General features: G+C 56.4%; 7 protein-coding genes. 5 read left to right on the top strand and 2 right to left on the bottom strand.

The annotated features are described in order from the left end of the window. Positions 1–286: 286 nt before the first annotated feature. Positions 287–2,545 (top strand): nitric-oxide reductase large subunit, encoded by a 2,259-nt coding sequence (locus tag OQK_RS21300; RefSeq protein ID WP_016774171.1) that lies wholly within the window; start codon positions 287–289, stop codon positions 2,543–2,545. A gap of 78 nt (positions 2,546–2,623) precedes the next feature. After that, positions 2,624–4,150 carry a sensor histidine kinase gene (locus tag OQK_RS21295; protein WP_016774170.1) on the top strand — a complete coding sequence of 509 codons (1,527 nt, stop codon included), beginning with the start codon at positions 2,624–2,626 and terminating at the stop codon, positions 4,148–4,150. A 14-nt stretch (positions 4,151–4,164) separates the two neighbouring features. Here OQK_RS21295 and OQK_RS21290 read toward each other — a convergent pair whose 3' ends face one another. Next, complete coding sequence (locus OQK_RS21290; RefSeq protein ID WP_162098739.1) at positions 4,165–5,214, bottom strand: patatin-like phospholipase family protein; 1,050 nt, start codon at positions 5,212–5,214, stop codon at positions 4,165–4,167. A 257-nt stretch (positions 5,215–5,471) separates the two neighbouring features. After that, complete coding sequence (locus tag OQK_RS21285) at positions 5,472–6,917, bottom strand: mechanosensitive ion channel family protein (protein ID WP_016774168.1); 1,446 nt, start codon at positions 6,915–6,917, stop codon at positions 5,472–5,474. Between the two features lie 467 nt (positions 6,918–7,384). Here OQK_RS21285 and OQK_RS21280 point away from each other — a divergent pair, with 467 nt between their 5' ends. The 3 genes from OQK_RS21280 to OQK_RS21270 all read left to right on the top strand — a co-directional run. After that, positions 7,385–8,929 (top strand): sensor histidine kinase, encoded by a 1,545-nt coding sequence (locus OQK_RS21280; RefSeq protein WP_016774166.1) that lies wholly within the window; start codon positions 7,385–7,387, stop codon positions 8,927–8,929. Between the two features lie 73 nt (positions 8,930–9,002). Next, the gene (locus tag OQK_RS21275) at positions 9,003–9,635 is read left to right on the top strand and encodes a response regulator transcription factor (protein WP_016774165.1); all 633 of its coding nucleotides are present in this window, start codon (positions 9,003–9,005) and stop codon (positions 9,633–9,635) included. 986 nt (positions 9,636–10,621) lie between these two features. Beyond that, positions 10,622–11,906: efflux transporter outer membrane subunit (locus OQK_RS21270; RefSeq protein ID WP_038861511.1), on the top strand; the 1,285-nt coding region annotated here is incomplete at its 3' end.

The following is an 11,906-nucleotide window of genomic DNA, read 5'->3' as shown; positions in this document are numbered from 1 at the left end:
TATTGGCTACTCGAACAACCCGGGCATGAACGTCAGCGCCCATTTCTCAATGGACTGACGTGAGGCGCACCACCTTAGGCAGTGGACTACGTGATACCCGAGCCTGCCGGTCAGTTTTGGGGTAACACCCGTTTTGGTATCTCCTTTCCAAAGCAGGTTTTAGCGCTCTTTCGACGAAAGAGCGCTTTTTTTATCACTCAAAAGTAACTTTTTTTCAGCAGCACATTTATTAATGCGGCGCTCGCGCCCGCTTTCTCTATTCAAACGGGTAACGTTGAGGTGATACATGGGTGAGTACCGAAGACTATGGTGGATCCTGATCTGCATCCTTGGAGTTACGTTCTGTCTGCTCGGCTGGTTCGGGCGCGAAATTTATCGTCAGGCGCCGCCCATACCGGCACTCGTACAGGCTGTCGACGGCCGCACCCTGTTTAAGGCCGATGACATCCTGGATGGTCAAACTGCTTGGCAGAGTATCGGCGGCATGCAACTGGGCTCTATCTGGGGACACGGAGCGTACCAGGCACCAGACTGGACAGCAGACTGGTTGCATCGCGAGTTGCTCGCCTGGCTCAACTTGGCGGCCAGTGACGGCTATGGCAAACCTTATGCCGAACTGGCTGAAGATCAGAGGGCTCTGCTACAACATCAGCTCAAGCGTGAGTATCGCGGCAACCGCGTGATCGCCGGCACGCTGATGCTGAGCAATCGCCGCTACCAAGCGATGGAAGACACAGCGGCTTATTACGATGCACTCTTCGGCGGCGACCCTGCGCTGCAAAAAAGCCGTCAAAGCTTCGCGATGAAAGAGGTGACGCTGCCGGATCCCGCAAGACGACAGCAGATGACGCGCTTTTTTTTCTGGACCGCCTGGGCTGCAGCAACCGAACGAGACAATCAGGAGTCCACGTTCACCAACAACTGGCCCCATGAGCCACTGATAGGCAACACGCCGACGGCCGAAAACGTCCTCTGGTCGATGGTCAGTATCATTATGTTGGTTGCCGGGGTGGGATTCCTCGTGTGGGCATGGGCGTTTTTGCGCAAGCACGACGAACCTGAACCCGTGGTACCGGCTCGGGACCCCATCAGTCTCATGTCCCTGACACCCTCGCAAAAAGCCTTGGGTAAGTACCTGCTACTGGTTGGCGCGCTGTTCGGCTTTCAAGTAATGATGGGGGGGTTGACAGCCCATTACACAGTCGAGGGGCAAGATTTTTACGGAATCCCCTTGTCGAAGTGGTTCCCCTACTCCCTCACCCGCACCTGGCATCTGCAAAGTGCAATGTTCTGGATCGCCACTGGTTTCCTGGCAGCGGGTCTTTTCCTGGGCCCGATCATCAATCGCGGGCGAGACCCTCGATGGCAAAAACTGGGCGTGGATCTATTGTTCTGGGCGCTGGTGGTGGTGATTATCGGCTCTTACTGCGGAAACTTTCTGGCTATTGCGCAATTGTTACCACCCGAATGGAGCTTCTGGCTGGGGCATCAGGGCTATGAATATGTCGATCTGGGCCGTCTGTGGCAGATCGGAAAATTCGCAGGAATCGTTTTCTGGCTGGTGCTGATGTTGCGTGCCATGGTCCCAGCGCTGCGCAACCCTGGCGATAAAAATCTGTTGGCGCTGCTGGCCTGCTCAGTGATCGCCATCGGCCTGTTTTACGGTGCAGGGCTTTTTTATGGGGAACGTACGCACCTGTCGATCATGGAATACTGGCGTTGGTGGGTGGTGCATCTGTGGGTCGAGGGTTTCTTTGAGGTATTCGCCACCAGTGCGCTAGCGTTCATTTTCACAAGCATGGGGCTGGTATCGAAAAGGATGGCGACCACTGCCACTCTCGCCTCTGCCTCGCTATTCATGCTCGGCGGTGTACCGGGCACGTTCCACCACATTTATTTCTCAGGAACCACCACGCCCGTAATGGCCGTGGGTGCGACCTTCAGCGCCCTCGAAGTCGTGCCGTTGATTCTGCTGGGTCACGAAGCCTGGGAAAACTGGCGTCTGCGCGGACGCGCCCCGTGGATGGAGCGGGTGCGGTGGCCATTACAGTTTTTTGTTGCCTGTGCCTTCTGGAACATGCTCGGCGCCGGCGTATTCGGTTTCCTGATCAACCCACCCATCGCGCTCTTCTACATACAAGGGTTGAACACGACACCCTTACACGCCCATGCCGCGCTGTTTGGTGTTTACGGTTTCCTGGCGCTTGGCTTCTCCTTGCTCATCCTGCGCTACATTCGACCGGACGTGCCATTGAACAGCCGTCTCATGAACGTCGGGTTCTGGTGGTTGAACGCCGGTCTGCTGTTGATGATTTTCACCAGCCTTCTACCGATCGGCGTGATGCAGTTCTACGCCAGCGCCAGTCAGGGACTGTGGTACGCGCGCAGCGAAGCGTTCATGCAGCAAGACTTGATGCAAACTCTGCGCTGGATGAGGACCATTGGAGATGTGGTGTTCATGGTGGGTGCCTTCGCCGTGATCGGACAGATCGCCGCTGCGCTACTGAGGAAGCCGTCAGCGGCGCTGGTCAGTGAGGCCGCCTGACGATCCGGGCAGAAACACGCGTCGTTTCGGCGACGCCGATCGCGAAGTCAACCTATGCCATCTGTAAAGGGAAAAGACATGCTGCTCACGCGACTGTGCAAACGTTTTCTGGAGTCCGATCGGCTGGCGTTTATCGCCTCGCTATCAGCAGCCATCACCATCTCGACCATCAATCTTCTGATTGACTCGGACCTGGCGCATGCGGTGCTCTACATCACTCTATTATTCATGTCGGCGCATGTTTTTTCGATAAGGGTGGTCATCGTCGTAGCGCTGTTTTGCTTCGTCCTCGTAACAACAAGCTCAATCATCGACTATTTTTACCATGCGACTGGCAGCATCGCTGGCTATATCAGATGCCTCGTCTCACTGGTGACCATCACTCTTTTAACTATACGCAGCAAATGGTCGACCCATGAATTGCGCCGGAATCAGGCGTTCCTCACCGGGGCGCAACGTTTGAGCCGCACCGGCAGCGTTGGGATGCGCTTCGACCATGGCCACTGTCGAGAAATACGCTGGTCCGAGGAAGCCTTCCGCATCTACGGTTACCCCCGGGACGTTGAGCCGTCGTGGACGCTGATGACAGCACGGCTGCACCCTGACGATCTCTCGGTCGCCGAGGGACTGTTCGCCCGACTTGCCGCCGGCGAACCCGACATCGAACTGGAGCAACGCTTGATCATGCCGAACGGCCGCTGCTGCTATGTGCAGATGGTGATCAACGCCATCAACCTCGCCAATAACCCCAACAGTCGCGAGTACGTGGCGGCGTTGATGGACATTACCTCCACGCGCCATGCAGAGCAGGCGCTGTTCGACGCCCAGGCACAATTGGCGCATGTGACCCGCATGACTTCTCTGGGTGAGCTTGCCGCTTCTATCGCTCATGAGGTGAACCAGCCGCTGGCAGCAATCGTGTCCAACAGCGAATCATGCATGCGCTGGATCGACCGTGAAAAACCAGAGCTGAACGAAGCTAAATTATCACTGCAACGCATTATCCAAAGCTCGCTACGCGCCAGCGACGTGATCACCGGCATCCGCGCCCTCTCAAAGAAATGCGTGCCACAACGCCAACATTACGCCTTCGACAAAATTGTGACGGACTCGTTGGTGCTGGTTCAGCATGAGATGAGTCACAAACACATCAAACAGCACCTGTCGTTGGGGGCGGGTGGCGCGTACATCAATGGCGATCGCGTTCAGTTGCAACAAGTCATCATCAACCTGGTCATGAATGCCTGTCAGGCCATGACCAGCAACGGTGACGGTGCACGATCGCTGAACATCCGCACATGGGTTGAACGATGCCAGGTGACAATTGAAGTCATAGACAGCGGCGGCGGGATTGAAGACGCCGATTTACCATCATTGTTCAACCCGTTCTATACCACCAAGGCTGAAGGTCTGGGGATGGGACTTTCCATTTGCCGTTCGATAATCGAGTTTCATAACGGCAAAATATGGGCGACGAGCACCAAAGGACAAGGCGCGACGTTTATGTTTGCCCTGCCTCTGTCTTCGACGGAACCGCCCCAGATGAGCCAGGTCAGCGAATCGGCTAACAGCTGGCCATCCGCTTTAGGCCTCAGCTTCAACTGAAGCCATGCCCCCGCCTATTGGCCGTCATTCGAGCTGTTGCCGGCCATGGGGACGATATCATCGCCCTGCGTCAACTCGGTGTAACGGCCAACGCCCAGATCAAACAACACAGCCATGCGCGCAGCTCCAAAATCCAGCGGATCGGCATCGATGTCGGAGGGCAGCGCCGCGTACCGCAATTGAACGTTGTGGCGATGGGCAAAGGCGGTGGCCATAGCTAGATGCATACGCAGATTCGCGCGACTCAAAGAGTCGAACGATCGACTCATGATGGCGACTGCGCCACCGTCCAGCCGGTTGCTGCGCGGGGCCATCGGTGAGTTGATGATGATGAAAATTTTCCCCGGCATCAGTCCAGGTTGCTTGATCTGCCATTGCACCAAAGCTTCCGGCAGCAACATGAAGGGTGTGTTCACGCCGCCATCCGCGTGGATTTCAGACGTATCACCGTCTGCGATGGGAATGGGTGGGAAAACTCCTGGAACACTGGCCGACGCCGTCATGATCGTTCGAAACAGCGCCAAGGCCTGCTGCGCATTGCCCTCCTCGCGAGCGGACAAGGCAATAGCGCCCATATCCCATATGTGTGTTTCTTGGGTGTCCAGATTGGTAGTTGCCACCAGTAAACGCCGTCCCTGGCAGTGCTGATCGGCTATGGCCTGCAACAAGGCTGCACTGGTGTAGCGCTCAACGAGCGCCGCGAGCGGCTCGCCACTGTAAATCGAAGGTCGAATCAGCATGCCGAGACCGCGTTCGGTCAACTGGGCGGCGCCTGCACTGCGGTAACCCAGGACCAGGCGTGAGTCCCAGTATTTTCCAGCAAACGCCATGGGTGCAATCAAAGCGCCCGTGCTGACCCCCGTAACCAGATCAAATTCAGGCCGGTTGCCACTGCGGCTCCACCCCACCAGAACGCCGGCACCGAATGCGCCGTTGGCTCCGCCGCCGGAAATGGCCAGCGCAGTAATGCTCGCCTGTCCTGCCCTTTGTCGGTCTGCATTCCAGGTTTGCATGAACGCCATGGATTGCTCGGCGTTATCAGCGACAAAACGGAATCGTTTCAATGACGAGAACTCGCGAGGCGGTGCAGGCGCTGAAACCGTGTCAATCATTGGTCGGCTGAGTGATCCGCACCCGGCTACCATAAGGCCTGGCGCCAGTATGATCAACAGAGACAAACGGCCCAAAGCCTGGACAAAAGATCTTTCGTTCATGGCAACCTGTTCGCGGTAAGTATCAAATTCACCCACCGGGATTGAACGCCGGCGACAAGACGAGCATGAGGGAGACGCCCCATCTCTGTGCAAACCGCAGCCGCGGTTCACGCGGACGGTAAGCGCCTGTTGTGCAACCAGCCCAGAAAGCCACTGCGCTTGACCTGCACCGGTTGCTTGGCGACTACCGCTTCGCGAATATCTTCTCGTTGGTGCTGAAGGTTACCCAGCGCGACTTGCAGTTCACTGCAATGCTCAAGTTGGGTGCCGAACATGGCCTTGTCGATCTTGAACAAACAACCACTGGTGATACTGCGAAATTCCGCCCGTGAGCGCCCATCTGCCAGGATTCCCTCCTCCCCCATGACTTCGCCTGGCCCCAGACGGCCGGCTTCGATGAAACAATCGCCGTCATGAATCGAAGCGGAGACCACGCCAGTACTAATTATCAGCAAACAATCAGCGATTTCCCCGAACGCGAGAATGACTTCATTGGCCTGGTAGTCCACGGCTGTCATATGCTCAGCCAGACGGTCGCGATCCTCCATGCTGAGAGAGCGGAACACCCGTACGTCCTCCATCAGGCGACGAGAGCGGCTCCAGGCCTGAGCGTACGCCGTCGAGCCCCACGACACACCGGAAGCTTCAAGGTGCCGGTAAGCGAGATCGAACATCAAGTTGCGCACTTGCGTCTTTTGCGACATCGATTGCACAAAGCCTTTGAGCTCGTACTCGTTGTATTCGAGGTGCGAGCTTTTGACGGACACCTTGCGAGTGAACCCAGGCAGTAAAGCATGGGTGCCTTGCAAAGCTTTTTCGAGTGCATCAATGACTTTTCCCGGGCGTACGCTACTGGGAATCGCCATGATCAAACTGACGCCATGCATGTTGCCGGGTTGGCTGAAGTTGAGGATCTTGGCTTTCGCCGCCACGGAATTGGGCACCACTGCCGTGGCTCCCAGATCGGTTAGCAGATGGGTTGAACGCCAGTCGATCTCCACCACCCTGCCTTCAGTACCATCGATGGAGATTTGGTCATTCAACACGTATGGCTTGGTGGTGTTCAAGACAATCCCGGAGAACACGTCGCTCAAGGTGCTTTGCAAAGCAAGGCCGACAATGATTGCCATTGCGCCTGACGTCGCCAGCAGCCCTTTGACGGGTAGCTGCAAAACGAATGCAGCGGCCCCAATAACGGCGATCAGAAAAATCGCTGCACCGATAACCTCATGCAACAAACGGGAAGTGTGTCCATCGCGAGAAGTCAGCCCGCTACTCAGGATCACCGTCAGTGTTCTGGCTGCAAACAGCCACCAGGCAATGCCCAATACGGTCGCCATCAGGTTGTAGATTGCGTCCTCCGGCCAGAGAGGGGGCTGCAGCGGGCTGATGCCGGCGGCCATCAACACCCAGCAAAACGCGATGAATACCCCGACCCGTAAACCTATCCGCAAGCCCAGTTTGATGACGCCCAGGCTATTCCAGAGCATCAAGTCGAGCGCAATCAAAACGGCACCAACAATCAAGGGGTGAGCTTGCAAGAGAGTGGGCATTATCTTTTCCTGGAGAGAGCGACAATTTATTCGCTGCCGACAACCAGAGAAGCGAAAGTCAGGGCCGGAGCTACTTGAGCAGGGACACGCTGTTCGAAAGAAACGATTTTCGCCAGCTGGGGCAACCGGCTTTACGTCAAATCATCAAGCATCGCCGCGAGCCAGCTCTGCCATTTTCCAGTCAGTCGAAGTCGCGATGTACTTGCCCGCAAAGCATATGCGCGCGTGCGCCTTACGCATCCTGTACATAAGGACAGGCCACTCACCCTTCGGTGTACTAATCCATACCTGAGTATTATCGCGAGCCCACCCCGTGCAGAAAGAGGCCTCTCTGCCCATCAATCGTTGTTTTACAGGCAAGAACGTGGCAGGTTTTCCGGGATATATGTCCTAACGAACAGGCAGTGATTGATCCTAAAATTATTACTCAGACTCCGCCCCGTCGTTATCAGGAGCGCACGATCATAATGAAGAAGACCTGGCCTGCCACTGCGCATAAAGCGCTGCCATTTTTCAGCGGTGTTTTTTATAAAACTATACGCACTCCCAGCCAGAGAGCCGCTGATGCCAGCATTAGCATAAGCCCAAATCCCCTGTTTAACGCATTGGGATGGGCAATCGGCATCGTGGTTGCCTGTGGCATCGTGGTGATCAATTCCGAGTCCCACACCGATTTTGCACCAACCATCCTCTACATTACCCTTTTGCTGATGGCAGCCAATCTGTTTTCTATCAACGTGGTGATCTCCATCGCGCTGATGTGCATTGTGCTGCTAACGGGGACGTTTATTGCTAACGACGGCTATCAAAGTTGGGATTCGACCACCAGTTTCTTCCGCTGTCTGACCGCCCTGTCGGCGATCACTTTTCTGGCGCTGCGCAGCAAGTATGCGGCAGATCGACTGCGTCACAACGAGATCTATCTAATCGGTGCCCAGCGTTTAAGCCAGACCGGCAGCGTCGGTTTCCGCGGGGACAACGAAGAGATGTCCTGGTCCGACGAGTCTGCCCGGATTTTCGAGTATCCGCTGACCCAGATTCCCACCGCCGCAATGGTCGTTGCCCGCACACACCCCGATGACCTGGCCTCGGTACGCGAAGTGTTCGCCAAAGCTGCCCGACACGAACCGCTAATCGAAATCAAACACCGACTGTTGATGCCCGACGGCCGCATCAAGTACGTGCATATGATTGCAAGCCCGTTATTCAAGCAGTCTGAGAGCTGCGAATACCTCGGAGCTATCATGGATATCACCGCAAGCAAGGAGGCCGAAATAGCACTTTTTTGCGCGCATACGCAGTTGGCACACGTCACTCGTGTCACCTCACTCGGTGAGCTTGCCGCCTCCATTGCCCATGAAGTGAATCAGCCTCTGTCGGCAATCACCAGCAGTGGCGAGGCCTGTCGGCGATGGCTCGATCGCCCGGATCCGGATCTGCATGAAGCGTTGCAATCGCTTGATCGGATCATTTCAAGCTCTTGCCGCGCCAGCGATGTCATCAGCCGCATCAGAGCGTTATCGCGTAAATGTGATCCGCTTCGCCAGCGTGAGTCACTTGACGACGTCGTCAGCGAGACGCTGGGCTTGGTACAACAGGAAATTGCGCACCACAGAATTAGCCCGAAAGTCGAACTCACGGCGCTATCAGGCCTCGTCCATGTTGATCGGGTGCAACTGCAGCAAGTGATCATAAACCTGATCATCAATGCCTGCCACGCCATGGACACTGTGGACGTGCAGGAACGCGTGTTACACGTACGTACCTGGATAACTGGTGAGGAGGCGATGGTTGAAGTAGCCGACCGGGGTTCAGGCATCGCTGGCGATGTTCTTCCTTCACTCTTCACCCCGTTCTTCACCACCAAGGAAAACGGTCTCGGCATGGGCCTGTCGATTTGCCGCTCGATTATTGAATTTCATGGCGGACGAATCTGGGCCACCAGCACCGCGAGCCAAGGAACGTCATTCAAATTTGCCCTGCCGGTGCTAAGCTCAGAACCAGTGGGTTAATCAGACTGCAACCACCGCTGGCTGAATTTGCATCTATACCTTCCTTGGAAGCCTCATGAACGAACATCACCCCATGAACAAAGTCGTGAACACCAGGCCGCTGGTTTACATCGTCGACGATGATGCTCCGTTGCGCGAAGCAATCGGCAGCTTGTTGCGCTCCATCGGATTGCAGGTCGAGCTGTTTGGCTCTGCGGCCGACTTCATGAGTTTCAAGCGCCCCGACATTCCCAGCTGCCTAGTGCTGGACGTACGACTGCAAGGTACAAGTGGCCTGGATTTTCAGCACGAATTGGCAGACGCGAATATCAATCTGCCGATTGTATTCATGACTGGGCACGGCGACATTGCCATGACAGTACGGGCGATGAAGGCGGGGGCCGTGGATTTCCTCGCCAAGCCATTTCGCGAACAAGACTTGATCGATGCTGTTTGCGCCGCGCATACGCGCGACAAGGCCAGTCGCGAAGCTGAACGCAGTAACGACGAGTTGCTGAGCCGTTATGCGACACTTACACCCAGGGAGCGGACCGTCATGACGCTCGCAGCGTCAGGCCTGATGAATAAACAAATAGCCGGAGAAATTGGCTTGAGCGAAATCACGGTCAAGATCCATCGGGGTCAGGCGATGCGCAAAATGTTCGCCCGATCCTTCGCCGATCTGGTACGAATGGCCCAGACTTTAGGCCTCGATCGTCCGCAATAGTTTTATATACGCGCGTATCGTATATCGAGCGACGGGAGGCCATATCTTGCGGTGATCGCGGGGTCCTTTTATGGGTTACCAGAGTCCAACCGGGTATGGAAATGTCATCCACCTCTCGTTGTTGATGACGAATCGGTAAGAATCGCGCTGGACGGCTTCTTGGGCTCCCGCGGGCGTAACGTGCGCGTCGCGCCCTAATGTGCAAGCGTTACTCGTCAACCGAACTGCAGGAAACTGCGCGTATCATCTCCTAAATACGAACGCCAGACATGTCGGGCGTTTAAACCTACAACGATGGTGACAAGGGGCATCAGAGTGCCGGTGATTTTCATCACGGGCGGTCAGGGTGCCCTCCTCAGGTCAGTGCGAATTCTCCTCCAGCCCTTGCTTATTTTGCCAAACCTTTCCCCTGTGGCGAACTTGTGGATTGCGTGGGCAGCGCTGTGAATCGCAAGACCTGAGGGTCGATCGGCGCCCCCCCTATACATAAGCATTATCCCCTCAAACGATCGCATGTGCGCGCTGACCTTGTGTAGAGGTGTCCAGCGCTTTCACACTTGATAGCATTTCCTGCAGCAAGCCAAAATACGAGCTGCGGTTATCCATCAAGGCAGCCTTCTGGATCAACTTCTACACGGTCACGCTTAGACACTAGCGACCCGTCTGGGTATCTCCTTTCCAAAGTAGGGATTCGCGCTCTTCCGACGATAGAGCGTTTTTTTATCACGCTTCATTAACGTTTTTTCTAGCGCGCGGCGGTGAGTCGGTTACCTGGAATCCGGGGCAAACCTTTTTCGAAGGCCCAAACGACTTCCGTTTTCTGATGGTGCTATTGAAGAACAAAGACACACCGGTGTTGATACCGGAGCAATGAGTTTGACGATTCCCACGTTGCTTTGCGGCTTGGGCATTGATCCCGATCGGCCGACAGGGTTGATTCGTCGATGCCGGCTTTGGTGTAACCCTTTTCTCGATAGGACGCTGCCATGCTTTCTCAACCGCTGCTTTCGCATTTACAGCGGTGCGCAATCGCGACTCTTGGCGCTCTGTCACTGACCGGCTGCGCGGTAGGCCCAAACTTCGTGAAGCCGCAGAACGAGCTCGCTGAGGTGCAACTGGCACCCCAAACTGAGTACGCCCGCGCAACCCCCACTACCACCGCTGCGGTGCCCGCCGATTGGTGGTTGCTGTTCAACGACAGCCTGCTCGTTCAACTGCAAGCGCGCGCGCTCGCCGGAAACCTTGACTTCCAGAGCGCGGCCGAGCGTGTAGAACAAAGCCGGGCGCAACTGGGTATCACCGCTTCGCAGTTATTGCCCAGCGTGTCCACGGGCGCCACCTATGCCCGCGAAGCGCTTAGCGAGCATGGCAAATTCGCTGCGTTGGGCGCCCCTACCCGCCCCAGCAACTTCTGGCAGCTGGGGCTCGATGCCAGTTGGGAGATAGACCTTTGGGGCCGGGCTCAACGAGCCCGCGAAGGTGCGGCGGCGGCGCTGAAGGCTACGACGTATGAGCGCGAAGCGGCGCGGGTGACGTTGGCCGCCGAAGTCGCGCGCACCTATTTGCAGTTGCGCGGTACGCAAGCGCAACTGGATATTGCGGGGCAAAACCTGACGATTGCCGAACGCACTTTGTACCTAGCTGAAAGCCGCGAAAGCAACGGCGTTGCGACCCGTTTCGAAAGCTCGTCAGCGCGTGCTCAGTTGGCGACGATTAAAGCGTCCATCCCCGCGCTGTCGCAACGGCGCAACGCTATGATGAATGGCTTGGCGCTGCTGCTCGGCGAGCCGCCGCGCGCACTCGACGCGCAACTGCGTAGCGCCCTGCCATTGCCCACGATGCCATCGCGCGTTCCGCTCGGTTTGCCTTCCGAACTGGCGCACCGGCGACCAGATATCCTGCGCGCCGAAGCACAATTGCACGCCGCCACAGCCGCCATCGGTGTCGCCAAAGCCGATTTCTACCCGCGCGTAGGCTTGAAGGGGCGTTTCGGCGTCGAAGCCTTCGAAAGCGGCGATCTGGACAGCTGGGACTCGCGATTCTTCTCGGTCGGCCCGACGGTATATCTGCCAATCTTTCAGGGAGGACGCTTAATTCAGCGTCTGGCTCTGAACGAAGCACGGCAAAAAAGCGCTGCAATCGCCTATCGGAATACAGTCTTGCAGGCCTGGCATGAGGTGGACAACGCGCTGGATGCCTGGGCAGCACAACAGCGCCAGCATGAAGAACTGCAGATATCCTTTGATCAGAACAAACAGGCCTTGAACGCTG

This window comes from Pseudomonas sp. R62, from assembly GCF_000257605.1.
Lineage (GTDB): Bacteria > Pseudomonadota > Gammaproteobacteria > Pseudomonadales > Pseudomonadaceae > Aquipseudomonas > Aquipseudomonas atacamensis.
This window is presented reverse-complemented; position numbering and strand designations above follow the sequence as displayed.

What these genes read in the sequence shown, in the direction of transcription:
- OQK_RS21300 (WP_016774171.1), top strand. Translation starts at nt 287, where the DNA reads ATGGGTGAGTACCGAAGACTATGGTGGATCCTGATCTGCATCCTTGGA.
- OQK_RS21295 (WP_016774170.1), top strand. Translation starts at nt 2,624, where the DNA reads ATGCTGCTCACGCGACTGTGCAAACGTTTTCTGGAGTCCGATCGGCTG.
- OQK_RS21285 (WP_016774168.1), bottom strand. Translation starts at nt 6,917, where the DNA reads ATGCCCACTCTCTTGCAAGCTCACCCCTTGATTGTTGGTGCCGTTTTG.
- OQK_RS21280 (WP_016774166.1), top strand. Translation starts at nt 7,385, where the DNA reads ATGAAGAAGACCTGGCCTGCCACTGCGCATAAAGCGCTGCCATTTTTC.
- OQK_RS21275 (WP_016774165.1), top strand. Translation starts at nt 9,003, where the DNA reads ATGAACAAAGTCGTGAACACCAGGCCGCTGGTTTACATCGTCGACGAT.